This window comes from Oceanisphaera arctica, assembly GCF_002936955.1.
Classification (GTDB): domain Bacteria; phylum Pseudomonadota; class Gammaproteobacteria; order Enterobacterales; family Aeromonadaceae; genus Oceanimonas; species Oceanimonas arctica.
The window spans coordinates 39,864-65,398 of the sequence record NZ_MPZM01000010.1; the positions used below are offsets into that span (position 1 = coordinate 39,864).

A 25,535-nucleotide genomic window follows, 5' to 3' on the forward strand; every position below is an offset into this window, starting at 1 on the left:
TTATATCTTCGTTAACAAACTGGTCATCTAACACCCTACCGATGTTCATGCTGGCGATATAATTATCTATCGCTAACCTGTAATACGGTAAAAATCAGTTCAAATGCTCACTCACGCATCATATTGTTATATGCAGCAATGCCGTGACATACAAAGGAAGTTGATATGAAAGGAATACAACACGCAAAACGTACCCGACTGGCCGTGACCATGGCCGCCCTGCTGGCCATGCCCATGCTCACTCTGGCCGAGACGCCGGATGGCCTGTCCACCGAAGTAAGAAGCCTGGTCGAAAAAGTGACGCCCGATGTGGTGTCCTGGCGGCGGGATATTCATCAGCATCCGGAGCTGGGCAACCGGGAGACGCGCACCGCCGCTCTGGTGGCCAAGCACCTGAAATCTCTGGGTATGGAAGTCAAAACCGGCATCGCTCATACCGGTGTGGTCGGCATCCTGAAAGGAGCCAGGCCTGGTCCTGTAGTGGCCCTGCGTGCCGATATGGATGCGCTGCCGGTAACCGAGGCCACCGGACTGTCGTTCGCATCCAGGATCCGCACCCAGTATAACGACGAGGAAGTAGGCGTGGCCCATGCCTGCGGTCACGATATGCATGTGGCCATACTGATGGGCACCGCGCAGGTGCTGGCCGAGACAAAAGAGGAACTGGCCGGTACCGTGATGTTTGTGTTTCAGCCGGCAGAAGAAGGCCCCCCTGCTGGCGAGGAAGGCGGTGCCGAGCTGATGCTGAAAGAAGGGGTGTTCGACGACCTGAAGCCCGACGCCATGTTCAGCCTGCATGTGATGCCGGCTCCTCTCGGTCAGGTGGCCGTGCGTACCAAGGGACAACTGGCCTCCGCCGACACCCTGCGTATCGAGATCACCGGCAAGCAGACCCATGGCGGCAGCCCCTGGAGCGGGATAGACCCCATAGTAACGGCCAGTCAGGTGGTAATGGGATTACAGACCATTCCTTCCCGTCAGCTCGATGTCACCAGGACACCCTCCGTCATTTCCATTGGCTCCATCAAGGGCGGTGTGCGCAGCAACATCATTCCCGACAATGTGGTGATGGAAGGGACCATCCGTACCTTCGATAATGACACCCGTGCCGAGATCCACCAGCGCATCGAACAAACCGCGGTGAATATTGCCGAAAGTGCCGGTGCCAGCGCCAAGGTCAGCTTTGCTGGCGGTATTCCGGCCACCATTAACGATCCCGATCTGACCAAAACCATGATCCCGACTCTGCAACGTATCGCCGGTGACAAGTTCGTCGAAGCCGACCGGAGCATGGCGGCAGAAGACTTTGCCTTCTTCGCCGAAGAAGTGCCCAGCATGTATGTCTTTCTCGGGATCAACCCGGAAGACCCCGCGAAGGTTCACTTCAACCACTCACCCGAGTTCAACCCGGATGAACGGGCCCTGCCCATCGGCGTCAGTACCATGACCGCTCTGGTTCTGGACTACGGCAAGCAACATCAGGCAATTTCAAGCAAGTAACTGCTGAATATTCAGGCCGTTTGCTGGCCGTCTGCTGTCAGACGGAGGCGGCCTGAACCGAATATTACAAACTTGCCAGCCGCCGACGGATTTCCTCCATCTTGGCGTGCATCACCTGCTCCAGACTAGCCAGGTTTTCGACGATCGCCGTCTTGGCATCGGTTGCCGGCGGCGTTTCACCCAGCAACCGATTCAGCTCGCTCAGGGCTTGCCCCAACACGGTCTTCTCGCCCTGAAGTGAAAAAGCGAACTTGAGGCTGGCCGGCTGGCAACCTTCCTGCGCCGGATGAAAATAGACTTTCAGTTCATCTTCGCTCGATGCATGACGTACCGTAAAACGCGCGATATCACGGACATCCTTGATACCCATGGCGGTCAAGGTTGGAAATTCGGACATATAGCTACCCCGTTACAGATGAAACCCGCCGCAGCGTTGTGATTACAATTATTTAACAAAGTATCACGCTAACGATTCTCGGGTCTACCGACCAGAGCCAGAGCGAGATCGCCAATGAGTCCAGCAACCTTGGTTCCAGTCAAATACCCCCTTTGGCTCTAACTTTGCCCATGCAGGCATTCTAGATTGCCGTTCATACCCAGCCGAATAGCAACAGGAGTGACCATGTCAGAGAAGACAGAGCTGAATATTACATTGAGCAGCGATACCGCCCGTCTGTTTGCCGAGTACGAGGCTTTTACCCACGTCTCGCCGGAAGTGTATGTTCAGCAGCTGATCGAAAAGACGATGCCGACTCTGGAAGCCATGGTAGGTGCCTTGCGTGATGCTGATGGCGATGAAGAGGCGGTGATGGAATTGTTTGGCAAGAAAATGGCAGAATCGATGCTTAAACAGCAACAGGCAATGGCATCCTAAGCCGGTGTTTTTCCGAATGAAAAAGGGCGGCTCCTGGCCGCCCTTTCTGCGTTATTTCAGCGCGTCTATCTGCCGGCGAAGCTCGTCCAGCTTGTCTTTCATCACCCGTTCCATATGCTCCAGATCGGCCAGCAACTGCTGTTTGGTGTCCTGCAGCGATGCCTTGTCGCCAGCAGCGACTTCGGCAGGTTGCAGCAAGGCATGCAGTTCCACCAGTGCCTGGCGCAATACCGGGCTGGTGTCTTCCAGCTGATGCCACTCTGCGGTTTTCTGAAACTCGACCGCCACATTGGACTTGGGTCGGGCGTAGGTAAATTTCTTGCTGCGAGACAGAAAAGAGCCACTCGGTCTGTGATAATAGACCTTGAGCACGTCGGCTCGAACCTCGCGGCGCAGGCTGTAACGGCTGATGTTGTCGAATGAGGTGATCCCCATCTGTTCCAGGGTCGGGTATTGTGATGTCATCTGATATGGCCCAAAAAGTGATGCAGGTTAAAGATGCTGCCACCGGAAAAGTGGCAGGGTATCGAAGGCATCCGAGCCGTGATAATCGATAAAGACAGAGCCATTCCTGGCGAACGCGCGAAGCAATATTAGTGCAAGTATAATCTGGCTCTGTCGCAAAATGACAGAGCCAGATGCCAAAACGGCTGGAACCAGGCCGTCAGACCGATATGTACAGCGTCTTGAGGTGACAGAAGGCCTTGATATTGAAGCGCCCTTCCGGGGCCGGATTCAGTCCCGACGGATAACCCTTGCCTTGATAAGGATCCATATTCACCAGACTGCGGCCGAACGGCAGCCGTCGTGCCAACTGCTCGCCCTGCGTAAGATCCCGGGTCCAGATACTGACGGTACCGTCGGGTCCCAGCTCCCGGCACATACCGGTAATGGCATCCAGATGCGGCACCCGTATCACGCAGGCCAGAGGGCCGCTCAGCTGCTGGCGAAATACTTCCATATCAGGCTGTACGCCATCCAGCAGGGAAGCCGGATAATACCAACCCTCTCCTGCCGGCAGCTCACAGCCGAGCACAGCCCGGGAGCCGCCTGCCAATGCGGCCTTGACCTGCTGGTGTAATTCATCCCGCTGCAAACGGGTGGCCAGCGGACCCAGGCTGGACGCCAGCTGTTCTGGGTCGCCGGATTGCAGCTCACTCAGCCGGACCGACAGCCGGTCCACAAAGTCATCGGCAATGCCCTGCGTCACCATGAAGCCCCGCGCCGCATGCCCCAGCTGGCCCGCATTGCGAAAGCGCGAACGCAGCGCCGCCTCTACCACCTGCTCCAGATCGGCGTCGTCCAGAATGACATGCAACTCGGTTTCATCCAGTTCCAGCACTATCGGCTTCAGCTGCTGCCCGGCCAGTGCCGCCACCCGACTGGCATCTTCCCGGTTACCGCTGAACGCCAGCGCCTTCACCCGGGCGTCGGCAATCAGGGTCGCTACCTGCGGCTTGCCGATCAACAGGCTGAACACCAAACCATAGGGCGCCTCCGCTTCCGCCAGCAGCGCCTCGATTTCCCGGGCACAACGCGGCAGATTCTCGGCCAGTTTCAGCAGCAGGGCATTGCCAGCCATCAGCGTCGGTGCCAGCACCCGGAAGACCTGCCACAGGGGAAAACGCCAGGATGTCAGCAACAGCACAGTGCCCATGGGTTCGAAAGTGGTCATGCTACGCGCCAGCGGCAGCATGGCCTGGCCATGAGCGGCAAAATAGGCACATTCCCGGGCACAGCGGTCTACCTCGGCCAGCCCTTCGCTCAACAATTTGCCCATCTCCTGCGTCATGGTCAGCGCCAGTCGTTCCCGGTTGGCCGACAGCAAGGACGCCAGCCGGTTCAGCAAGGCGCTGCGCTCGGCGAAGGCACTGTGTCGCCATTCCTGCGCGGCCATAGCGTTCTGTTGCACCCGCCGCTCTAGAGCGGCGGCCGGCAGCGAACCGACGCGCTCCAGCTCAGTTCCCGAAGCGGGATGATAGGAAATAAATGTCGTCATGCTGGTTTCGGCCTCCTGCCGCCTGAACCCCGGCTTCGGCGAGGGATGATGCCAGCGGTGATATACTAGGAAGACGCCACTGGCGCCACCACCGCGAGCTCATGGTAAAGATCAAACTTGCCGTGACGTTATCCGGGTGCAAACGGCGCTACAATGGCCAGTTATCCTCGATCGATAGATCCAAATAATCTGGTCCGCTGCATGATCCGCAGCCAGTCGGCTGACGGAAGCGGCCACGCCACAACAGAAGGGAGATCTAACATGGCAAACCAAGCCCTGGGGAAGCCGGGTATCTGGGCCCGGCTGCTGCCGTTCCTGCAGTGGGCACCTATGGTCAATGCCGTCAGTCTGCGGGCCGACGCCCAGGCCGGGCTGACCAACGCTGTTATCGTGCTGCCCCAGGGCGTGGCTTATGCCCTGATCGCCGGCTTACCGCCGGAATACGGGCTCTATGCCGCCATCATACCAGCCATTATCGCCGCCCTGTTCGGCTCTTCCTGGCATCTTATTTCTGGCCCCACCGCCGCCATGTCGATCGTGGTGTTCACCTCGGTCAGCCCACTGGCAGAGCCGGGTTCGGCCGAATTCATCGCCCTGGCGCTGACCCTGACCCTGATGAAGGGCGTCTTTCAGCTGGTGATGGCCGCTGCCCGGCTGGGAGTCCTGGTCAACTTCGTGTCCCACTCGGTGGTGATCGGTTTTACCGCTGGCGCCGCCGTGGTCATCGTTGTCAGTCAGCTGCAAAACCTGCTGGGGCTGTCGTTGCCGACCGAAGGCACCTTTACCGATAATGGTTGGCAGGTCCTCAGCCATTTATCCAGTGCCGACCCCTACAGTCTGGCGGTGGGCCTGACGACCCTGGTCAGCTGCGTGGTCATCAAAAAACTCCGGCCGCGCTGGCCCAATATGCTGATAGCCCTGACCCTGGCCAGTGGCCTGGCCTTCATTCTCGATCCCGGGCAACAGCACATCGCCATGGTCGGCGCCATTCCCGCCAGCATACCGCCACTGAGTATCCCCGATCTCAGCTTCGGCAGTATGAGCGCCCTGTCCTCGGGCGCCCTGGCCATCAGTCTGCTCGGGCTGGTAGAAGCCTCCTCCATCTCCCGGGCCATCGCCAGTCGCTCTCACCAGCGACTGGATGACAATCAGGAGTTTATCGGCCAGGGCTTGTCGAATCTGGTCGGCGCCTTCTTCTCCTGCTATGCCTCTTCCGGATCATTTACCCGCACCGGCGTCAACTATACCTCCGGGGCCCGTACCCCGATGGCGGCGATTTTTGCCTCCTGTTTTCTGCTGGTGATACTGCAGCTGTTTTCCGACCTCACCGCCTGGCTGCCCATTCCCGCCATGGCCGGTCTGCTGCTGGTGGTGGCCTGGAACCTGATCGACTTTCGTCACATCAAACTGATCGTCCGCGCAGCCAAGTCCGAAACCACTGTGCTGATCGTCACCTTTGCCGCCACCTTGCTGGTGGCGCTGGAATTCGCCATTTATGCGGGGGTGATACTGTCGCTGGTGTTTTATCTGAAACGCACCTCGACCCCTCGCATCGTCTCCATCTTGCCGGACCCGGATGCCAGGCATCCCTTCTTTGTCGGTGCCGAGAACCGCCGTCTGCCCTATTGCCCACAGCTGCGCATCATCCGCATCGAGGGTTCCCTGTTCTTCGGCGCCGTGAACCATGTGCAGGAATACCTGCAGAATATTCGCGAGCCTCGGTTGCTGATCGTGGGCAACGGCATGAATTTCGTGGATATCGTCGGGGCCGAAATGCTGCTGCAGGAATCACTGCGGCGACGGGCCGCCGGGGGTGACCTCTATCTCAGCAACCTCAAGGAAGGCGTGCTGCGTATTCTCAAACGCAACAACCTGATCGAACGGCTGGGTGAGGATCATATCTTCATCAACAAGGGTCGGGCCATTCACCGCATCTACGCGCAACTGGACCCGGCGGTCTGCAAGACCTGTACCGCCAGGATCTTCCAGGAGTGTCATGTGGCCCCGCCCGGCGAGCGCCCTGCCGACGCTCAAATCATTACGCAGCAGAAAGCCTGAACGCTTCCGGCAGGGCTAAACCCTGCCGGTGGTCCACTGGCCACATCCCCCCGAGTCAACTGGCCCCTGCCCGGGCCTGTGTCGACAGATACACTGTTAACACTTTGTTTACCCGTGTCGCTATAGCAACCGAGGGCAGAACCATGACCAGTCTTATTCACGACCATCCGAGCCGGCTTGTTTCGGTGCGCGAGCTATTCAATATCGATTCCGATTTCAAGGTGCCGGTCTTCGAGCATAAAGACGAACACGTGCCCGATATCGATCCGGCCTATTGTTTCAATCCCGATGTCACCATGGCCATTCTGGCCGGCTTTACCCGCAACAGGCGGGTGCTTATTCAGGGGCTGCATGGCACCGGTAAATCCACCCATATCGAACAGGTGGCCGCCCGGCTGAACTGGCCCTGCGTACGGGTCAATCTGGATGGCCATATCAGCCGGCTGGATCTGGTGGGCAAAGACACCATAGTGCTGAAGGACGGTAAGCAGATCACCGAGTTTCAGGAAGGCATAGTGCCCTGGGCCCTGCGCCGGCCGGTGGCACTGATTTTCGACGAGTTCGATGCCGGTCGTCCGGACGTGATGTTCGTGATCCAGCGGATACTGGAACAGGACGGCAAGTTCACCTTGCTCGATCAGAATCAGGTGATCACCCCTCATTCCCACTTCCGACTGTTCGCCACCGCCAATACCGTGGGCCTGGGCAACGTCAGTGGCCTGTATCACGGCACCCAGCAAGTAAACCAGGCGCAGATGGACCGCTGGAACATAGTGGCCAGCCTGGATTACCTGCCACGAGAAGACGAAATCAGCATAGTGCAGGGCAAGGTGCCCCGTTATGCGGACGAGCGAGGCTACCAGCTGATCAGCACCATGGTGGCAGTGGCCGAGCTGACCCGATCCGGCTTTGCCGCCGGCGATCTATCTACCCTGATGTCGCCGCGCACCCTGATCGCCTGGGCCGAAAACACCGAGATTTTCGGCGATCCGGCGTTGGCTTTCCGGTTGTCGTTTCTCAACAAGTGTGACGAGGCCGAACGCCCCCTGGTAGCCGAGTATTACCAGCGCTGTTTCGATCAGGAACTGGAAGAATCCCGGTCACTCAAGCTGGCCCTGATGTAAGCAATATTATCGGATTGAACCGGCGGTGATTAAGGTAGATACCCACATTCTGCGTTGTGGTGGAAAAACGGCCGGCTTTCCCGGCTCGCCGTCAATCCTTCATGGAGGCTAAGCTAATCCCTTTTCCCCGTCGGTTCCCTCTCTCGTCTTGTGAGGAAGCCCCAATATGACCACGCCCCCTACTACACCCCCTACTACACCGGGCCAGGGCCAGGACCAGGCCCAACAAGAACGCAGGCAGCAGCGACTCGAAGAACTGAGCGCCGCCCTGATCCGCGCCCTGTCGGCCCAGCATGCTCTGCGTTACCGGGGGCACCGGCTGGAATTGCAGGGGCGGCCCTATCCGCTGCGCGCACCCCATCTGCACCCGCAGCAGGGGCTGGACGATCTGGGCTCATTTCGTGGCGTCGCCGATGCCATCGCCCTGCGCCTGCGCCACAACGATGCCGAGCTTCACCGACACTGGCTGCCGACGCCGCCCATCGCCCGGCTGGTGTTCGAACTGCTGGAACAGCTCAGGGTCGAGTCTCTGGTCGAATCCTGGCACCCGGGCAGCAAACACAACCTGCATCACAGATTTGACGCCTGGTGCAACCAGTTTCAGGCCTCGGGCCAGACCGAAACCCATATCGGGCTCTTGCTGTTCACCCTGGCCCAGATGAGCTGGGTGCAGCTGGGCGGCGGGCCGCTGGAAGAAACCACCGAGATGATGATTGAGTCGACCCGCATGTTTCTGCTACGGGAGATAGGCCCCGCCTTCGGTCTGATCCGCCGCCATCGCCATGATCAGGCCGCCTTCGCCGAGCAGGCTCTGTCTATCGCCCTGTGTATGAACGAGCTGATCGACGATCTCGGCCAGAAGCAAGGCGCCGATGGCAAACAGGAAGAAGCGCTCAGCGAAGACACCAAACGGGCGTTCGGCCTCTTGCTGGATCTGGAAGGCGGCGATGAAGCCGGCCAGGCCCTGGCCGAACAAAGTCACCATAGTCGCCTGCGCCAGGCCGCCGAGGCATTGGACTATCACGTTTACGACGGCAGTTTCGACCGGGAGTGGCCCGCTCACAAGCGGGTGCGTCCCGAGCTGCTGGAGCGCCTGCGAGAAGGTCTGGATAACCGCATCCGTGAGCAGGGGCTGAACCTGAATGTGCTGACCAAGAAACTGCGCCGCCTGCTGGCCCGCCCACAACGTCAGGGCTGGAGCTTCGGCGAAGAAGAAGGGCAACTCGACGGCCGCCGGCTGTCGACCCTGGTCACTTCGGTGGCCGACCGTCGCGTATTCAAGCAGGAACAGCAAGAGCCGAAAGGCGATGCGGTGGTCACCTTCCTCATCGACAACTCCGGCTCCATGCGTCCCCATATCGAAAGTATCAGCATGCTGGTGGATACCCTGGCCCGGGCACTGGAACGGGTCGGCGCCAAGGTGGAAATACTGGGTTTCACCACGGGTCACTGGAACGGCGGTCAGCCGCTGCGGCGCTGGCAGCGAAGCGGCCGTCCGGCCAATCCCGGCCGGCTGAACGAACGTTGTCACCTGGTCTACAAAGATGCCGATACGCCCTGGCGACGAGCCCGCCGCAATATCGCAGCCCTGCTCAAGGCCGACTTGTTCCGCGAGGGGCTGGATGGCGAGGCGCTGTTATGGGCGGAACAGCGGCTGCTGGCACAGCCCGCCCAGGATCGGCTGCTGCTGGTGATCTCCGACGGCTGCCCCATGGACACCGCAACCCGTCAGTGCAACGAACAGGATATTCTCGACTTGCACCTGCGACAGGTCAGTGGCCGGCTGGAACGGGAGGGCCGAATCTCCCTCTGCGCCCTGGGCGTGGGACTGGATCTGAGCGACTACTATCGGCACAGCCAGCTGCTGGATTTGAGCCGGACTCTGGACAACAAAGTATTCGATGAAGTGCTGGCGTTGATGGGTAAGACGCTGGAAAATAGATAACCAAAAAATAACATTAAGTTTACAATGCGTAATTGCAAGCATCTGAAATTAAAGAAATTAAATTCTGGTCCCAGCCCACAGACACAAGTGGCCCTAACTATTTAAGGGGCCAGATTCGAGTATTGACCATGGGTATATCCTCTCGGCCCGGCAGGAAGCCTGCAGGCCGGGAGAGCGCATGAATAAAAAACACTGCCAGTTGTAGGCGACCTGAAGCAGAAGGCTTCATTCGCCTGGCATCACGGAAGGTCACGACTCCCCCCCAGTGGCGGAGCATCAAAAACCGGAGCAAGAAGCCATGTTATTCAAGCAACGTTTTATCAAGTCTATGTCCTTCGCCCTTTGTGCGGGCGCCATTGCCGCAGCCAGTTCGATGGCCCATGCCGCCACCTTCAGGGTCGCGGTCGGTGACGGTGCCGGCAGCGCACAGCACGCGCTGGGACTGAAATTTGCGGAAGAGTTCAAGGCAAAAACCAACGGCAAACACGACACCAAGATGTTCCTCAACGGTCAGCTGGGTGACGAGCAGGCAACGATCAACGATGCTTCCATGGGGCTGCTCGACTTCTCCATTCTGGCCATCAACAACGTGACCCCCTTTTCTCCTACCGTTGGCGTTCTGACCCTACCCTACATGATGCAGAGCCTGGAAGATGCGGTGGCCCTGACTCAGGGCGACGTTGGCAAGGAACTGACAGAAAATACCATTCGTGACGCCGGTGTGCGCATCGTCGGCTGGACCTATACCGGTTTCCGGGTGCTGACCAACTCCAAGAAACCGGTAGAGACACTGGCGGATCTGGAAGGCCTTAAGATCCGCGTTCCTCAGAACGAAATCATGATCGATACCTATCGCGCCTGGGGCATCAACCCGACCCCCATGGCCTGGTCAGAAACCTTTACCGGCCTGCAGCTGGGCGTGGTAGATGGTCAGGACAACCCATATCTCACCGTTTCGGCCATGAAGTTTGACGAAGTGCAGAAGTACATCACCGATATCCGCTACCTGTTCTCCATCGAGCCGCTGATCGTGTCTGAAGCCGTGTTCCAGTCTCAGCCTGCCGACGTACAGCAGGCCATTCTGGAAGCCGGTCAGACCGCGACCGAGCACAGCGCCAAATGGCTGGTAGAGCAGGAAGACAAGATCAAGGCCGAGCTGACCGCCAAAGGCATGGAAATCACCAAGCCGGCCAACGGCGAAAAGGAGTGGATGGAGAAAGCCGTCAACCAAGTCTGGCCCAAGTACTATGACCAGCTGGGTGGCAAGGACAAGCTGAACACCATCCTTAAATCCCTGGGACGCGACACCATCTAAACCGTTGCTGCAACCGGAGAGCACCCCTGAACGGGTGCTCTTTTTTCAGGGAGAAATTGCCATGACCATCGGCAAACTGATATTCAAGATTATCGACAATATCGAAAACGTGATCTGCAGGACGCTGCTCGCCTCTTTTGTCATCCTGCTCTTCATCCAGATCATATCGCGCCAGGTATTCGATCATTCATTGTCCTGGACCGAGGAACTGTCGACCTACATGTTTGTGTGGTTCGTTTATTTCGGCGCCAGCTACGCCACCAAGCTCGCCGCCCACAACAGGGTCACCTTTCAGTTCAAATTCTTTCCGCCCATTGTCGCCGTTATTTCCGAGGCCATCGCGGATCTGATCTGGGTCTGTTTCAACGCCTACTTTGTTTTTTTGAGCTACGACTTCGTGTTCAACAAGATGAACCTGTTCTGGAAATCCCAGACCCTGGGTTTCCCGATGAAATATGTCTACATGATACTGCCCATTGCCTTCGCACTCATGACCATACGCATACTGCAGGTCAATTATTACAAGCTGATTAAGGGTATAGATATCCGGGATCCCGAATCACTGGAAGTCGAGAAGCTGATCGAATCTTCCTCTTCTTCTAAAAATTCCACCAGCACAACCGAGTTAAAGCAGGAGCATACCCATGGTTGAATCATCAGTCGTCATGATCCTGTTCGGGAGCTTTCTGCTGTTACTGCTGCTCGGCGCTCCCATCAGTGTGTCTTTGGGGGTAGCCGCTCTGGCGTCTTTTATTTATCTGGACGAGAACCCCATCAAGTTTGTGCAGATCGCCTTTACCTCGGTCGGCTCTTTTCCCCTGATGGCCCTGCCTGCCTTTATTCTGGCGGGTGCCCTGATGGAAGCGGCGGGCATATCCAAGCGGCTGGTGGATCTGGCCGAAAGCTTTGCCGGCCCCTTTACCGGCGGCATGTCGGCCGCCACCGTTATGGCCTGCATGTTCTTCGGCGCCATTTCCGGCTCGGGTCCGGCCACCACTGCCGCCGTCGGCATGCTGATGATACCCGCCATGATAGATCGCGGTTACGGTAAGGGTTATGCCTCTGCCATTACCGCCTCATCCGGTGGCCTCGGTGTGGTGATACCGCCTTCCATTCCCATGGTGATCTTCGGTATTTCCGCCATGGGCATGATGGCGCCTCCCGAGGCCATTGCCCAATACGGCCAGTTTCAGTCGGTTTCCATTCCCAAGCTGTTTATCGCCGGTGTCTTGCCGGGCATGGTGCTGGCGGGTGGCTTGCTTATCATGAACTATTTTCTGTGTCGCAAGCACGGTTACAAGGGCACAACCGAAGGCTGGTCGGCCCGCGTTACCCGAACTGCCCTGCGCAAGGGGTTCTGGTCGATACTGGCGCCGGTGGTAATTCTGGGCGGCATCTACAGCGGTCTGTTCACCCCCACCGAGTCGGCCATCGTCGCCATCTTCTATACACTGGTGATCGGTTTCTTCGTGCACCGGGAACTGAAGTTCAAGGACGTGATGCGCTCGCTGGAAACCACCACCTGGCTGACCGGGCGGGTGCTGCTTATCCTGTTTACCGCCACTGTGTTCGGCCGTCTGCTGGTCGAGAACCAGATCCCGGCCATCGTCGCCGCCTCCATGCTGGAAATGACCACCAACCTGTATCTTATCTGGGCGCTGATCATCTTCTTCCTGCTGTTTGTCGGCATGTTCATGGAAACCCTGGCCGCCATCATGATACTGACGCCGGTATTGCTGCCGATAGCCTATAACCTGGGCATAGATCCGATTCACTTCGGCATAGTGGTGGTGTGCTGCCTGTCCATCGGCTTCCAGACCCCGCCTTTGGGCGAAAACCTGTTTATCGCCTCCGGGGTGTCCGGTACCTCCATCGAAGAAATTTCGGTTCGCGCTCTGCCGTTTGCCGTGACCTCGGTACTCGCGGTGTTCATCATCGCCTACATACCGCAGATCACCTTGTTCCTGCCCGGACTGCTGGGATATTAGCGACGGGTTCACTATGATAGACAGGGCCGACAGCTGTCGGCCCTGTCCTTATATTCACGATGAGGAATACGCCCATGTTGCCGGAAGTAAACAAGATCCTCTACTGTACCGACCTGTCCAAGAACGCCTCTTACGCCTTCAAGTACGCCGTTTATCTGGCCAGACAGACCGGTGCCGAGATTCATATTCTGAAGGTGGTCGAAGAGCTGTCCAGCGATGAACGGCTGACCCTGCAGTCCTACATTCTCAATCAGAGCAGCCGTAAAGAGTTTCTGCATCAGCGCCTCAATCACGCCCGGGACCAGCTGCAGCAGCGCCTGGACCATTTCTGGGATGTGATAGCGCCACAAGAGCAGCCCATGCGCAGCAAAATCATCGGCTGCGAGGTAGTAGAAGGTTATCCCACCCAAACCATCCTCAAGCGCTCCAGGGAGCTGAACTGCGATCTGATCGTGATGGGCGCCCACGAGAAGGGGTGGTTTCATACCCTGCTCGGCAGCGTGGCCAAGAACGTGCTGCGCGAGTCCCGTATTCCCACCCTGATAGTGCCCCGCCCCGAAAAAGTCGCCACTACCGAACCGGCGACACAAAAGCACTGATCCCCGGCCTTACACCGGTAATCACCCGAAAAAAAAAGACGAGACCGGAGTCTCGTCTTTTTTCATTTCAGGGATACGGCCCCCGCCCCCGTTAGCGCTTGGTCCGGAACATCAGCAGATAATAGAAGAGTCCGCCCAGACCGGCACCAAGCAGCCAGCCGTAACCGTTGAGGTTACTCAATGCCGGCACCAGTACCGTCGAGATGGAAAATACCGCCGCCATGGCAAACGCCGCCAGCGCCCGGCCATTCCAGCCCTTGTTGTAGTAATAAGCGCCCTTGGGATCAGATGAGAACAGCTGCTCCATATTCAGTTCCTGGCGCTTGATCAGATAGTAATCGATCACGATGATGCCGTAGAAAGGCGCCACCACAGCTCCCAGAGCGTTAACGAAGCCGGGAATACCAATCTGGCTGATCACCGATACCCACAGGCCACCGACAAAAAAGGCCACAAAGGCGGTGATAAGACCACCGATACGGAAGCTGATCACCCTGGGAAACAGGTTGGCCAGATCGTAGGCCGGCGGAATGAAGTTCGCGACCAGGTTGATGCCCACTGTGGCGGCAAAGAAGGTCAGCGCCGCAATAATGGTCAGCGGCAGGGAGTCGACTCGCTCGACGATATCGGCCGGATTGGTCAGCGCATCACCGAACAGCACCATGGTGCCCGCGGTAATGATCAGCGCGATAAAGGAAAAGAAAGCCGCGTTCAGGGGCAGACCCAACAGGTTGCCGATTTTCATTTGCCGTTCACTGCGTACAAAGCGGGTGAAGTCACCGAAGTTGATCACCACGGCGGCAAAATAGGCAACCATGGTACCGACGATAGCGGCAAAGGCAGCGATATCCCCTCCTTCGTAGTCACCACCACCACTGAAGATGGTGCCGACTGCCGGGAGCAGTTCATCGCCGGCTTCAAACCAGACGATGGCCATCAGCACCAGCATTACCACATACACCAGCGGGCCGGCCCAGTTGAGAAATATCGTGATCTTGTCGATACCCTGCCAGAACAGGGCAATCTGGAACACCCACACAATCACGAAGGCCAGCCAGGCGGTGCCGGACATGCCAAGATAGGTTTCGCCGCTGCCCGGTCCCCACAGGGCGGTCAGCATCAGGGTGACGGCAGTCGAGGCGAAGTAGGTCTGTACCCCGTACCAGAAGATACCGATGATGGCCCGCAACAGGGCCGGAAAGTTGGCGCCACGCACCCCCATGCTAGCCCGGATCATCACCGGAAAGGGAATACCGTATTTCACGCTGGGCTTGCCGGTCAGGTTGACCAGCACCATCACGATGAAACCGGCCAGAATGATGGCTGCCATTACCGCCCAGCCGTTCAGTCCGTAAGACAGGAACAACGAAGCCGCCAGGGTATAACCGAACAGGCTCTGAATATCGTTTGACCAGACGTTGAAGATCTCGAACCAGCCCCAGGATCTGTCCTTGTGCTTGATCGGGGCCAGATCCTCGTTGTACAGCGAGGGATCCCTGTGCTTGATGTCGAGGTTGCTGTCATCCATGAATGACTCTCCCTAAATGAATAAAATAATCGGTCCGACACCGAAAAATGGACGGGCCGGATCGTACTGGTGTCGGGTGCGACTGGGTGATGCTCTTCATTCTCACATTTCGCTCACGAAAAGCACAACCTATCATTAACAATAATGCGCCATCCATTGTAATACAAACCATTTTGTTACCAATAATCTCCTCTTTGTTACAAACACTGATAACAACAAAGGCCCACCACCACTGCCGAAAAAACAAAAACAATAAAAAAAACAACACTATAAAATCATGGCCTATGTTCATTGACAGGCGAAGCATCCCTTCACGTCCCCCCATAAAAATCACTATGAGTACAAATACGGTATCTTTTTGTTAACAGCAAAGGGCTCGTTCTTCTGATTTTTAGACCTGAACGACCCCTTAAAAGAAAGCTGAATAATACTAAGTTCAGAATAACGACGCTTGGGTCGGCCATGCCCTTACCTGTCGGATTGTCTTCCCCTCAGTCGTGGTGATCCGGACTTCTTTCAGCCCTCCGGGTTTGCCAGCTTCGCTGGGCAAACAAAAAAAGACGAGACCGTAGTCTCGTCTTTTTCATGGCAGAAATGCTCGTTCCGGCGTTCGCTAGTGCTTGGTGCGGGACATCAGAACATAGTAGAAAAGCCCACCCAGTCCGGCGCCGAGCAACCAGCCGTAGCCGTTGAGGTTACTCAGTGCCGGCACCAGTACCGTCGAGATGGAAAATACCGCCGCCATGGCAAAAGCCAGCAGCGCCCGGCCATTCCAGCCCTTGTTGTAGTAATAAGCGCCCTTGGGATCCGCCGAGAATAGCTGCTCCATATTGAGTTCCTGGCGCTTGATCAGATAGTAATCGACCACGATGATGCCGTAAAAAGGCGCCACCACCGAGCCCAGGGCGTTAACGAAGCCGGGAATACCGATCTGGCTGATCACCGATACCCACAAGGCGCCGACAAAAAAGGCCACGATAGCGGTAAGCAGACCGCCGATACGGAAGCTGATCACCCTGGGGAACAGGTTGGCCAGATCGTAGGCGGGCGGAATGAAGTTCGCCACCAGGTTGATGCCGACGGTGGCCGCAAAGAAGGTCAGCGCCGCGATAATGGTCAGCGGCAGGGAGTCGACCCGTTCGACGATATCCGCCGGATTGGTCAGCGCATCACCGAACAGCACCAGAGTACCGGCGGTAATGATCAGCGCAATAAAGGAAAAGAAGGCTACGTTCAGAGGCAGGCCCACCAGGTTGCCGATTTTCATTTCCCGTTCACTGCGTACAAAGCGGGTGAAGTCGCCGAAGTTGATCACCACGGCGGCAAAATAGGCAACCATGGTACCGACGATGGCGGTAAAGGCGGCGATATCGCCCCCCTCGTAGCTGGCGCCACCGCTGAAGATAGTGCCGACCGCGGGGAGCAGTTCATCGCCGGCCTCAAACCAGACGATGGCCATCAGCACCAGCATTACCACATACACCAGCGGTCCGGCCAGGTTGAGGAATATCTTTATCTTGTCGATGCCCTGCCAGAACAGGGCAATCTGGAACACCCACACAATTACGAAGGCCAGCCAGGCGGTGCCGGACATGCCAAGATAGGTTTCGCCGCTGCCCGGTCCCCACAGGGCGGTCAGCATCAGGGTGACGGCAGTCGAGGCGAAGTAGGTCTGTACCCCGTACCAGAAGATACCGATGATGGCCCGCAACAGGGCCGGGAAGTTGGCACCGCGCACCCCCATGCTGGACCGGATCATCACCGGAAAGGGAATGCCGTATTTCACGCTGGGCTTGCCGGTCAGGTTGACCAGCACCATCACGATGCAGCCGGCCAGAATGATGGCCGCCATGACCGCCCAGCCGTTCAGTCCGTAAGACAGGAACAGCGAGGCCGCCAGGGTATAACCGAACAGGCTCTGAATATCATTTGACCAGACGTTGAAGATCTCGAACCAGCCCCAGGTTCTGTCCTTATGCTTGATCGGACATAGATCCTCGTTGTACAGCGAGGGGTCGATGTGTTTTATCTCAAGCTTGGAATCATCCATAACGTAGGCTCCCTGAATAGATATATGGCCAATTGGCTATCGTTCAGTATAAGCACAGCATGGGAGTTATCGCGTAGTTAAGGGAGAAAGTTAGCGGAGAACGTTAACGGGAAAAAAATGGGAAGACGGGATAATGACAGCATGGCGGATCCGCTGCGGGATCCGCCGACAAGGATGCTTAGGGCCAGTCGACCCGGGCCTGGTCTTCACTGCGATATTGCACCCGGCCCAGAGGCACATGATCGTTGATCGCCTCGCGGATCTGCGCCTCTTCCTCGGCGCTGAAGCCGCCACACAGCTCGATCACCTCGATGCGCCGGGTCAGCATTTCCTGAGCGGCCATGACCGCCTCTTCCAGAGTCTGCACGCCGGACACGGCGATATCGAACAACTCACTCTTGATGCGGCTATGGTGCTTGAACAGCTCCAGATCCGCGCCTTTCACAATAAAACCATAACGACTGAGCGACATAAGCGACTCCTTTAACGAAAGCGGAATAAAGCGGAATTCAGGATACCTGTTCCAGGGCCTGAGCCTGTGCCGACCTATGGGCGCAATACAGCGACGCCAGGGCGCAGGAAGCCAAACGGGCCTCGGGTGGATCGGCACGAGACGTCAGTATGATGGGCACCCGGGCGCCCAGCACCAGACCGGCGGCGGTCGCCCCCATGAAATATACCATCTGCTTGAACAGGAAGTTGCCCGACTCCAGGTTGGGCACCAGCAGAATATCCACCTGCCCGGGAACCCGCCCCTTGATGCCCTTGATGGCCGCCGCCTCGGGCGATACCGCATTGTCGAACGCCAGCGGACCTTCCACCACGGCGCCGGGCAAGGCGCCCATGGTCGCCAGTTTGACCAGCTCGGCCGCGTCCTGGCTGGACGGCATGCTCTTGCTCACTTCCTCGGTGCCCGACAGCAGTGCCACCTTGGGTTCATCGTTACCCAGAGCATGCATGAATTCGATGGCGTTGCGGGCGATATGCAGCTTGTCGAGTATCGATGGCTGCACGTTGATCACCGCGTCCGTGATGCACAGCGCCTTGTCACTGCCGGGCACCGTCATGTAGAACACATGACTCAGGCGGCTGTCGGTACGCAGACCCGCCGCCTTGTTGAGCACGGCCCGCAGCAGAATGTCGGTATGCACATGTCCCTTCATGATGGAATGCGCATCGCCCTGGCTGACCAGCGCAACCCCCAACCGGGCCGCTTCGGTTTCGTCGGCTGCCTGCACCAGACGAACCTGATCAAGGTCCCAGCCCATGGCCTCGGCCTGACGACGCATGGTCTCGATATCGCCTACCAGTATCGGCTCGATCAACCCCTGCTCACTGGCCATGCGGGCGCTGGCTAGCGAAACCTCATTGACCGGGTTAATCACCACTGTGGTGACCCGGGGGTGATGACGGGCCTGGGCCAACAGCCGGGCCGGACATTCCTTGGGAGTGGTACTGAGCATGATTCCTTTCCTTCCTGACAGACAGAAAACAACCGGAGACCACTGGGCAATGGCATCGGGTTATCTCCCGTGGTTCACCTCTCTATAGCGACGGAGCGGCAAGAGAGTGAGAGAAAAAGGGCTGGCTCAGCCAACCCTTTTTAGTACTGGGCAAAGACATTGCAGATGAATGAATCTCATCCGGCTTGGCTGCCCGCCAGAGCGGGCAGCCTGCGCTATCAGCAGTAGTCTTTGTACTTTTCCAGGTGACGTACCGGCTTGGACAGGGCGTCACGACGGAAGGGGTCACCCAGTTCGCGGGTACACAGGATTTCGATAACGGTGGTCTTGCCTTCCTTCTGGGCAAGACAGGCGGCCTTAAGGGCCGGACCTACGTCTTCCAGACGGTCGACGGTAACCCCTTCGGCTCCCATGCCGCGGGCGATGTCTGCGAAGCTCGGGTTTTCCAGATCACCGGCCACGAAGCGACGGTTGTAGAAGTCGACCTGGTTCTTCTTCTCGGCGCCCCACTGACGGTTGTGGAATACGATGGAAGTGACCGGGATGTTCTCACGCACACAGGTCATGATTTCCATCATTGACATACCCCAGGCACCGTCACCGGCGTAGGAGATGGCGGTACGCTCGGGCGCAGCTACCTTGGCACCGATGATGGTGGGCAGGGCGTAACCGCAGTTGCCGAAGCTCATGGCGGCGAAGAAAGAACGCGGCTTTTCGAAGCGCAGGTAGCTGTTGGCCACCGAGTTGATGTTACCGATGTCGGTGGACACCATGGCATCTTCCGGCATGGCTTTTTCCAGCTCGCGCAGTACCTGACGCGGGTGCAGGAAGCTGCCTTCTTCTTCGGCCTGTTCGGCGATCATGTCTAGAGAGTAGTCGTCCTTCTCGTGGATCCACTCGTCCAGTTCCTGTTCCCAGGCCGCTTTTTCGGCGGCAATTTCGCTGCCACGAGCGCCTTTGGTTTCCAGGCAGTACACATTCAGCTCTTCCAGACGCTTCAGCATGGACACGGCGGCGGCCTTGGCATCGCCACAGACACCGACGGAAATCTTCTTCACCAGACCCAGCATCTTGGCATCGCAGTCAACCTGGATGATCTTGGCGTCTTTCGGCCAGTAATCCATGCCGTGCTGTGGCAGGGTGCCGAACGGACCGAGGCGGGTACCCAGCGCCAGCACCACGTCGGCACGGGAAATCAGCTTCATGCCGGCCTTGGAGCCCTGGTAACCCAGGGGACCACACCACAGCGGGTGGCTGGCAGGGAAGGAGTCGTTATGCAGGTAGCTGTTCACTACCGGCGCGCCCAGAAACTCGGCCAGCGCCTTGCATTCTTCTACCGCGTCGGACATCACCACACCGCCACCGGAGATGATGACCGGGTTCTTGGCGTTGGCCAGCAACTCGGCCGCTTCTTGCAGGCTCTGCTCACCACCGGCACCGCGCTCGATGCGGATAGGCTGGGGGATTTCGACGTTGATGTCGCCGTAGAAGAAATCACGCGGAATGTTCAGCTGAGTCGGGCCGTTTTCCAGCATGGCGCGGTCGAAACAGCGAGCCGTGATCTCGGCCATACGGGCCGGGTTGGCCACATGACCCTGATACTTGGTGATGGTTTCGAAGAAAGGCAGCTGCTGGGCTTCCTGAAAACCACCCAGACCCTGGCTCATGGAGCCGGTTTCGGGAGTGATACAGACTACCGGGCTGTGCGCCCAATAGGCGGCGGCGATGGCGGTAACGAAGTTGGTGATACCGGGGCCGTTCTGGGCGATACACACACCGTGACGACCACTGACGCGAGAATAGCCGTCGGCCATGTGGCCCGCACCCTGCTCGTGAACTACCGGAATCAGTCGGATACCGGCTGGAGCGAAAATATCCATGGCATCCATAAAGGCGGAGCCCATGATGCCGAAAGCATCGGTTACACCGTTGGCCGCCAGTGTTTCAACCAGGGCTTCACTAGGAGTCATACGTGGCATAGCTGTCTTCCTTTTGCTGTGTCCTATTGGTAACGGTAAGTACCGCCACCTCGGAGTGTTCAATCCAATGTTCGGTTTAAGCAGGTTTACGTTCGTTATTATTGATTCAGGGCAAATCGCAACGAGTGCCGCCATATTGGTGGTCCCCCCGGGCTTCCCCTCCCGGGCAAACCGACTCAGGCAAATGACGCTTGGTGACCTGAAAGCGATTCACTGGGGACTAGAGTAGGAACTGGGGGTATCACTGAGTAGGACCAGTTACGTAACAAGCGTTACGCCAGAAAATAAATCCTTATTATTCATAATCTTGAATACAAAAAAGGCGCCTTGCGGCGCCTTTTTGTTAACATTTTAAAAACATTACTCATCGAGAACGAATCGACCGTCGCCCCGGCAAGGGAAAATCAGACCATGTCTTCAATCAGCTCCACCAGTGCCTTGATGCCCGGTCGTATCTTGTGGGCCGGGATCGAGGAATAACCGAGACGAAAATAATTGAGCGGCGCCGGCTGTTCGAGAAAGTGAATATCGCCGGGTTCTATCAGTATGCCTCTGTCGGCCGCCTCCTTTCGCAACAGGCGACTGTCCAGTCCTTCTGGCCCCTGCACCCAGTAACAGGATCCACCGAAGCTGGGCTGGCGACTGGCCGAAGGCAGGTATTCGTTCAACGCATTCCCCATCTCCTGCCAGCGCTCCTCATAGGCCTTGGCGATATTCATGATCAGGGCATCGTGGTAGCCCCGTTCCAGAAACAGCGCCACAGAACGCTGATTGTTAGCTGCCGGATGGCGCAGTATCAGACGGCGCAAGGCCCGGGCCTCGCGAATCAGCTCGGCGGGCCCCACCAGATAACCCAGCCTCAGCCCCGGCGCCAGGGTCTTGGACAGGCTGCCGACGTACAGCACCCTGTCGTTGGTATCCAGGCTCTTCAGTGCCGGTATGGGGTTGGACTTAAAGTTACTCTCGCACTCGTAGTCGTCTTCGATGATCAGAAAGTCCTGCTCGCTCGCTTTTTCCAACAGGGCGTAGCGTCGTTCCAGCGGCATGGTCACCGTGGTCGGGCACTGATGGCTGGGGGTGGTAAACACCGCATCACAGCCATCGAGCCGCTCGTCGACGATCAACCCCTGCTCGTCGACCGGCAGACCGCGTACCCGGGCCGGGTTCATGGTGGCGATGTTTCGGATATCCACATAGCCCGGCTCTTCGATGCCGATGGTGCTGTCTTTGTCCAGCAGCAGCCGGGCCAGCATATACAAGGCCTGCTGGGCACCGACCGTAACCAGTATCTGATCCGCCGAGGCCCAGACCCCGCGCCGTGGCAGCAGCCGGGTGCGGATCTGCTCGATCAACAGCGGATCATCCGCATCAAAACGATCAGAGGCCCAGTCGCGGATCGCCGGCACGCTCACCGCATCCCGGCAGCATTCGCGCCAGTTGTTGCTGGGAAACAGGCTGGTATCGAACTGGCCGTAGATAAAGGGATAGGGATACTTCTGCCAGTCTTTGGGCTTGGTGATGTTGTGCTGGTGGCTGGGGATAATCTTGAGTTTGTGTGCCCAGTCAGGTGGAGAGCCTCCCTCTTTCCGGCTGCTCTGCTGTGGCACCTTCAGCTGGCGGGACAGAATTTCCGGATTAACGAAATAACCACTGCGCTCTTTGGCGATCAGATAGCCGTCGTCCAGCAGGTGTTCGTAGGCCAACACCACCGTATTGCGGGCAATACTCAATTGTTTGGCCAGCTTGCGGCTGGAAGGTAGGGGACTGTCCTGGGGAATATTGCCGTTGATGATGGCGGCGGCAATCTGCTCGCGCAGCTGCTGCTGAAGACTGGTGGTTTTTTCCGTGGAGAAATGAAACAACGGGAACATGAAGCGACTTACCTGTCTACGAGTGAGAAAACAGACGCAAAAATGCCGGAGCCATAATGCGCCATTGGGTTACACCCTTGTAACTCAATGAACGCAAAAGTAAAGCTCCGGCATCTCAGGCTGTTATCTCGGTTTACAAATGCTCGTCTTGCAGCTGGTACCACTGATACAGCATCCGTTGTCCCATCCGTCGGAAGGGAGAAAACAGGTGGCCCGGTAACGACGTATTGTAAATCGGTAATTCGAAGCCTTCCTTGATGCCCGCGACGCGCTGGGCCATGCGCCGACCGGCGTGGGCCGAGAACATGACACCATTACCGCCATAACCCAGGGCGTAGAATACCTGCTCTTTTTCATCAGGCTGAGCGATGCGCGGCATCATGTCGTGACTCACATCCACCCAGCCCCACCAGGAATAATCCACCTTGATGCCGTTGAGCGCCGGAAACTTGCGGTGCATACCGTCGATCAGCAACTGCAGGTGCTTGGGATTGGGCGCATCGCTGCCGGTAATGGAACTTCGGCTGCCAATCTGCAAGCGGTTATCCGGCAGCTTGCGGTAATAATGACGCAAGGTGCGGGTATCGGTGATCACCTCGTTGGTCTGGAAATTACAGGCGGCAATTTCCTGATCCGTCATCGGCCGGGTAACCAGCGAGTTGGACAGTATCGGCATTATCTTGCTACGCAGACTCTGGTGCAAACCCTGAGAGGTATAACCGCCGGTCGCCACCGCCACGGCCCGGGCGCGAACTACACCGCCCGGCGTCTGCAAATAATGGATACCGTTTTTGGTTTCCCAGCCGGTGACAGGGCTGGACGGATGTATGGTCGCCCCCAGCTCCCGCGCCATGCGGTGATAACCATGAGCCAGCTTGAGCGGGTGCACACCGATGCCATCCGGCTCGTGCATGGCACCCACCGCCTCGGCCTCGTCGACATAGTTGCGGCTCAGGGTCGCCTTGTCGAGCATCTCGGTCTGGTAACCGAACTGATTCCGCAACACCTTGGCTTCGGCTTCCAGCTTGCGCATCGCCTTGTCCTTGTGGGCGATGTACAGGTGGCCACCCACCTGGGGATTACAGTCGATATTGCCGTCTTTGATCAGCCCCTTGAAGGTATCGAAACCTTCACGCACCTCTTCGTGCATCTTGCGGGCGGTATCCAGACCCCAGCGCTGTATCCACTGGGAACGGCTCAGTCGACCCGAGGCATTCTGGGCCTGGCCACCGTTGCGGCTGGTACACCCCCAGCTGACCTGGTTGGCTTCCAGCACAGTAGCCTTGATGCCGTGTTCCTTTGCCAGGAAAAGGGCACAGGTCAGGCCGGTAAAGCCGCTGCCGATGATGGCCACGTCCACATCCACATCCTGGGTGATGGGGCCGTCATCTTCCGGCGGCGTGCCGGCGGTGGCCACCCAATAGGTGGGTGCATACTGCTGGCCACGCCCCGGCGTGGCCGCCACCAGCGGATCGTAGGTGGGATCATAGCTGTCCAGCACCTTCTTGGGCTGAGCCGGCTGGCGGAGGTCCGCCTGGGTTTTGTTGGCAATATCCATATTCGTATTCCCCGGATGAAAGGTTGAAACCCTGGTGTGATTTACTTGGGATCCAGCAGGGGACGGTCTTTACGGAAGGCCTGCTTCAACACCAGCTTGCCGTCCTTCAGAGTGAAGATATCGACACCATCGGCTTCGATACGCTTGCCATCCGGGCAGGTGGCACAGAAGGTCCACTGAGACACACCCTTGTCGCCGGCGGCAAAGTGGCTGGTGTTCTGCCAGCTGACATCGGGATAGGTGGTCCACACCTTGACGAAGGCGGCGGCCACGGCGGCGGAGCCATTGAAACGAGTGCCGTACGCTTCGGTACCGGCCGCACCTTCGAACACACAATCTTCGCTCATGCAGGCCATGACGCCCTCGACATCGTGACGATTGAAGGCGGCAAACAACTGTTCGAGCAAGGCGACGGTTTTCTGATTTTCTGCTGACATTACATTCTCCCTTGGCAGCCCCTGCTGGGCTGTGCGATGACCATAAATTCAACAGTTGTTACTGTTGTTTACATGGCCACAACATTAGGAGCAGGGCGGCCATGTCGGTAGCGCCAGTTGGACGCCGTGACTTGGACCACGACATGGCCAGCGCCCGGGCACGGCAAAAACGCCGCTGCAGGGCAGCAGATTCAGCGGGAAATAATAGGGGGGGAACAACAAAAGCAGCGGAGCCTGATACAGGCTCCGCACTCAGGGGAGATTAACGATTATGACCTAACGACGATGGCCTACCGACTATGGCTTAACGACTACGGCCGGGCTTTTTTTTCACCACACCGGAAAACACCACGTGCAGATCGGTAGAAGCGGACTCGTTGTCCAGGTTCAGCTTGCCCTGGATATGATCCAGGTGCTGGGTCATCATGGCGATGGCTTTGGCTGGGTCACCGGACTCGATGGACTGCAGCAGGGCTTCGTGCTCGTTGAAGGAACAGTGCGCCTGATGACCCACTTCGTACTGGGCGATGATCAACGAGGTTTGTGATACAACGCTGCGCTGAAAGTTGAGCAGCGGCGTGTTGTTGGCCATATGAGCCAACTCCAGATGAAACTCGCCCGACAGGCGAATACCTTTGCCCCGGTCGCCGCGGGCGAAGGCGTCCTGCTCTTCCTGCACCATGGTGCGGATACGTTGCAGACTCTCGGGCGTGGCGTTCTTCACCGCCAGCTCGATCACCGCCAGCTCCACCACCCGGCGGGCGGCGAAAATCTGGCGGGCCTCTTCCACGCTCGGTGCCGCCACCACGGCGCCACGGTTGGGTCTGATGCTGACCACCTGCTCGTGCGACAATCGCAGCAGGGCACGGCGAATAATGGTCCGGCTGACGCCGAAGATTTCGCCCAGGGCTTCTTCGCTCAGCTTGGTTCCCGGCGCCAGCCGCTGTTCGAGAATGGCATCGAAGATATGTTCGTAAACAATATCATCTTGAGTATTTGAGCTCGACTTGACGGGTCTTGGCTCCAGTTGACTGAGTGAACTCATAGGTTGGATTTCCAGTTAAGGCTGCATTGCCGGAGTTAATCCACCGCAACGTTTGCCTGTTAGTTAAATTCTTGCAATCTCGTATACAATCTTACTGCGTTTTGCGCGATACGACAGCCGTAATAGTCAAGACTGTGACTGAACACAAAAAACGCCCGAAATGGGCGTTTTTTTACATCACAACCGTATCGAGCCTCGATTA

The 25,535-nt window shown here is 57.7% G+C and carries 21 protein-coding genes; 9 read left to right on the forward strand and 12 right to left on the reverse strand.

The annotated features are described in order from the left end of the window. Nucleotides 1–165: 165 nt before the first annotated feature. The gene (locus tag UN63_RS06680) at nucleotides 166–1,500 is read left to right on the forward strand and encodes an amidohydrolase (protein ID WP_219821081.1); all 1,335 of its coding nucleotides are present in this window, start codon (nucleotides 166–168) and stop codon (nucleotides 1,498–1,500) included. A gap of 64 nt (nucleotides 1,501–1,564) precedes the next feature. Here UN63_RS06680 and UN63_RS06685 read toward each other — a convergent pair whose 3' ends face one another. Further along, nucleotides 1,565–1,897 (reverse strand): DUF3461 family protein, encoded by a 333-nt coding sequence (locus UN63_RS06685; RefSeq protein WP_104485999.1) that lies wholly within the window; start codon nucleotides 1,895–1,897, stop codon nucleotides 1,565–1,567. Nucleotides 1,898–2,122: 225 nt separating this feature from the next. Between UN63_RS06685 and UN63_RS06690 the strand changes: the two genes are divergently transcribed. Beyond that, on the forward strand, nucleotides 2,123–2,374 hold the full coding sequence (locus UN63_RS06690) for a hypothetical protein (RefSeq protein WP_104486000.1): 252 nt from the start codon (nucleotides 2,123–2,125) through the stop codon (nucleotides 2,372–2,374). Between the two features lie 51 nt (nucleotides 2,375–2,425). Here the strand turns inward: UN63_RS06690 and UN63_RS06695 are convergent, their stop codons facing one another. Together UN63_RS06695 and UN63_RS06700 are read right to left on the reverse strand one after the other, a co-directional pair. After that, on the reverse strand, nucleotides 2,426–2,839 hold the full coding sequence (locus UN63_RS06695; protein ID WP_104486001.1) for a DUF3461 family protein: 414 nt from the start codon (nucleotides 2,837–2,839) through the stop codon (nucleotides 2,426–2,428). A 199-nt stretch (nucleotides 2,840–3,038) separates the two neighbouring features. After that, nucleotides 3,039–4,373: an aldehyde dehydrogenase family protein gene (locus tag UN63_RS06700; protein ID WP_104486002.1), complete on the reverse strand. Its 1,335-nt coding sequence runs from the start codon at nucleotides 4,371–4,373 to the stop codon at nucleotides 3,039–3,041. 261 nt (nucleotides 4,374–4,634) lie between these two features. Here UN63_RS06700 and UN63_RS06705 point away from each other — a divergent pair, with 261 nt between their 5' ends. The 7 genes from UN63_RS06705 (at nucleotide 4,635) to UN63_RS06735 (ending at nucleotide 13,402) form a co-directional block, all read left to right on the forward strand. Further along, nucleotides 4,635–6,431, forward strand: coding sequence for a SulP family inorganic anion transporter (locus tag UN63_RS06705; protein ID WP_104486003.1), 1,797 nt, complete (start codon nucleotides 4,635–4,637; stop codon nucleotides 6,429–6,431). 143 nt (nucleotides 6,432–6,574) lie between these two features. Then, nucleotides 6,575–7,555 carry an AAA family ATPase gene (locus UN63_RS06710; RefSeq protein WP_104486004.1) on the forward strand — a complete coding sequence of 327 codons (981 nt, stop codon included), beginning with the start codon at nucleotides 6,575–6,577 and terminating at the stop codon, nucleotides 7,553–7,555. Between the two features lie 166 nt (nucleotides 7,556–7,721). Then, nucleotides 7,722–9,500: a cobaltochelatase CobT-related protein gene (locus tag UN63_RS06715; protein WP_104486005.1), complete on the forward strand. Its 1,779-nt coding sequence runs from the start codon at nucleotides 7,722–7,724 to the stop codon at nucleotides 9,498–9,500. Between the two features lie 298 nt (nucleotides 9,501–9,798). Next, entirely contained in the window at nucleotides 9,799–10,815 is a 1,017-nt protein-coding gene (locus tag UN63_RS06720; RefSeq protein ID WP_104486048.1) for a TRAP transporter substrate-binding protein, read from the forward strand. 61 nt (nucleotides 10,816–10,876) lie between these two features. Further along, nucleotides 10,877–11,467, forward strand: a complete 591-nt coding sequence (locus UN63_RS06725; RefSeq protein WP_104486006.1) for a TRAP transporter small permease — start codon at nucleotides 10,877–10,879, stop codon at nucleotides 11,465–11,467. Beyond that, nucleotides 11,460–12,803: a TRAP transporter large permease gene (locus UN63_RS06730; RefSeq protein WP_104486007.1), complete on the forward strand. Its 1,344-nt coding sequence runs from the start codon at nucleotides 11,460–11,462 to the stop codon at nucleotides 12,801–12,803. Before UN63_RS06725 ends, UN63_RS06730 begins: the two co-directional genes overlap by 8 nt. A 74-nt stretch (nucleotides 12,804–12,877) precedes the next feature. Further along, complete coding sequence (locus UN63_RS06735) at nucleotides 12,878–13,402, forward strand: universal stress protein (RefSeq protein ID WP_104486008.1); 525 nt, start codon at nucleotides 12,878–12,880, stop codon at nucleotides 13,400–13,402. A 91-nt stretch (nucleotides 13,403–13,493) separates the two neighbouring features. Here the strand turns inward: UN63_RS06735 and UN63_RS06740 are convergent, their stop codons facing one another. The 9 genes from UN63_RS06740 to UN63_RS06780 form a co-directional block, all read right to left on the reverse strand. Further along, nucleotides 13,494–14,930, reverse strand: a complete 1,437-nt coding sequence (locus UN63_RS06740; RefSeq protein ID WP_104486009.1) for an NCS1 family nucleobase:cation symporter-1 — start codon at nucleotides 14,928–14,930, stop codon at nucleotides 13,494–13,496. A gap of 613 nt (nucleotides 14,931–15,543) precedes the next feature. Next, a complete protein-coding gene (locus tag UN63_RS06745) occupies nucleotides 15,544–16,980 on the reverse strand; it encodes an NCS1 family nucleobase:cation symporter-1 (RefSeq protein WP_104486010.1) in 1,437 nt (478 codons plus the stop codon). 178 nt (nucleotides 16,981–17,158) lie between these two features. Beyond that, nucleotides 17,159–17,452 carry a DUF6506 family protein gene (locus UN63_RS06750; protein ID WP_104486011.1) on the reverse strand — a complete coding sequence of 98 codons (294 nt, stop codon included), beginning with the start codon at nucleotides 17,450–17,452 and terminating at the stop codon, nucleotides 17,159–17,161. A 37-nt stretch (nucleotides 17,453–17,489) separates the two neighbouring features. Beyond that, on the reverse strand, nucleotides 17,490–18,443 hold the full coding sequence (locus UN63_RS06755) for a bifunctional enoyl-CoA hydratase/phosphate acetyltransferase (RefSeq protein WP_104486012.1): 954 nt from the start codon (nucleotides 18,441–18,443) through the stop codon (nucleotides 17,490–17,492). A gap of 218 nt (nucleotides 18,444–18,661) precedes the next feature. Continuing rightward, a complete protein-coding gene (gene xsc, locus UN63_RS06760; RefSeq protein WP_104486013.1) occupies nucleotides 18,662–20,422 on the reverse strand; it encodes a sulfoacetaldehyde acetyltransferase in 1,761 nt (586 codons plus the stop codon). Between the two features lie 404 nt (nucleotides 20,423–20,826). Then, on the reverse strand, nucleotides 20,827–22,293 hold the full coding sequence (gene pdxR / locus UN63_RS06765; protein WP_104486014.1) for a MocR-like pyridoxine biosynthesis transcription factor PdxR: 1,467 nt from the start codon (nucleotides 22,291–22,293) through the stop codon (nucleotides 20,827–20,829). A 133-nt stretch (nucleotides 22,294–22,426) separates the two neighbouring features. Next, nucleotides 22,427–23,851, reverse strand: coding sequence for an NAD(P)/FAD-dependent oxidoreductase (locus UN63_RS06770; protein ID WP_104486015.1), 1,425 nt, complete (start codon nucleotides 23,849–23,851; stop codon nucleotides 22,427–22,429). Between the two features lie 41 nt (nucleotides 23,852–23,892). Further along, nucleotides 23,893–24,288: a nuclear transport factor 2 family protein gene (locus UN63_RS06775; RefSeq protein ID WP_104486016.1), complete on the reverse strand. Its 396-nt coding sequence runs from the start codon at nucleotides 24,286–24,288 to the stop codon at nucleotides 23,893–23,895. A 304-nt stretch (nucleotides 24,289–24,592) separates the two neighbouring features. Next, a complete protein-coding gene (locus tag UN63_RS06780) occupies nucleotides 24,593–25,333 on the reverse strand; it encodes a GntR family transcriptional regulator (protein ID WP_104486017.1) in 741 nt (246 codons plus the stop codon). Nucleotides 25,334–25,535: the final 202 nt, after the last annotated feature.

Bases quoted from the DNA above. Each gene is read 5' to 3' on its own strand.
- UN63_RS06725 (WP_104486006.1), top strand. From the start codon at position 10,877: ATGACCATCGGCAAACTGATATTCAAGATTATCGACAATATCGAAAAC.
- UN63_RS06685 (WP_104485999.1), bottom strand. From the start codon at position 1,897: ATGTCCGAATTTCCAACCTTGACCGCCATGGGTATCAAGGATGTCCGT.
- UN63_RS06700 (WP_104486002.1), bottom strand. From the start codon at position 4,373: ATGACGACATTTATTTCCTATCATCCCGCTTCGGGAACTGAGCTGGAG.
- UN63_RS06705 (WP_104486003.1), top strand. From the start codon at position 4,635: ATGGCAAACCAAGCCCTGGGGAAGCCGGGTATCTGGGCCCGGCTGCTG.
- UN63_RS06745 (WP_104486010.1), bottom strand. From the start codon at position 16,980: ATGGATGATTCCAAGCTTGAGATAAAACACATCGACCCCTCGCTGTAC.
- UN63_RS06710 (WP_104486004.1), top strand. From the start codon at position 6,575: ATGACCAGTCTTATTCACGACCATCCGAGCCGGCTTGTTTCGGTGCGC.
- UN63_RS06680 (WP_219821081.1), top strand. From the start codon at position 166: ATGAAAGGAATACAACACGCAAAACGTACCCGACTGGCCGTGACCATG.
- UN63_RS06740 (WP_104486009.1), bottom strand. From the start codon at position 14,930: ATGGATGACAGCAACCTCGACATCAAGCACAGGGATCCCTCGCTGTAC.
- pdxR (WP_104486014.1), bottom strand. From the start codon at position 22,293: ATGTTCCCGTTGTTTCATTTCTCCACGGAAAAAACCACCAGTCTTCAG.
- UN63_RS06780 (WP_104486017.1), bottom strand. From the start codon at position 25,333: ATGAGTTCACTCAGTCAACTGGAGCCAAGACCCGTCAAGTCGAGCTCA.
- UN63_RS06715 (WP_104486005.1), top strand. From the start codon at position 7,722: ATGACCACGCCCCCTACTACACCCCCTACTACACCGGGCCAGGGCCAG.
- UN63_RS06735 (WP_104486008.1), top strand. From the start codon at position 12,878: ATGTTGCCGGAAGTAAACAAGATCCTCTACTGTACCGACCTGTCCAAG.
- xsc (WP_104486013.1), bottom strand. From the start codon at position 20,422: ATGCCACGTATGACTCCTAGTGAAGCCCTGGTTGAAACACTGGCGGCC.
- UN63_RS06750 (WP_104486011.1), bottom strand. From the start codon at position 17,452: ATGTCGCTCAGTCGTTATGGTTTTATTGTGAAAGGCGCGGATCTGGAG.
- UN63_RS06730 (WP_104486007.1), top strand. From the start codon at position 11,460: ATGGTTGAATCATCAGTCGTCATGATCCTGTTCGGGAGCTTTCTGCTG.
- UN63_RS06755 (WP_104486012.1), bottom strand. From the start codon at position 18,443: ATGCTCAGTACCACTCCCAAGGAATGTCCGGCCCGGCTGTTGGCCCAG.
- UN63_RS06695 (WP_104486001.1), bottom strand. From the start codon at position 2,839: ATGACATCACAATACCCGACCCTGGAACAGATGGGGATCACCTCATTC.
- UN63_RS06690 (WP_104486000.1), top strand. From the start codon at position 2,123: ATGTCAGAGAAGACAGAGCTGAATATTACATTGAGCAGCGATACCGCC.
- UN63_RS06775 (WP_104486016.1), bottom strand. From the start codon at position 24,288: ATGTCAGCAGAAAATCAGAAAACCGTCGCCTTGCTCGAACAGTTGTTT.
- UN63_RS06720 (WP_104486048.1), top strand. From the start codon at position 9,799: ATGTTATTCAAGCAACGTTTTATCAAGTCTATGTCCTTCGCCCTTTGT.
- UN63_RS06770 (WP_104486015.1), bottom strand. From the start codon at position 23,851: ATGGATATTGCCAACAAAACCCAGGCGGACCTCCGCCAGCCGGCTCAG.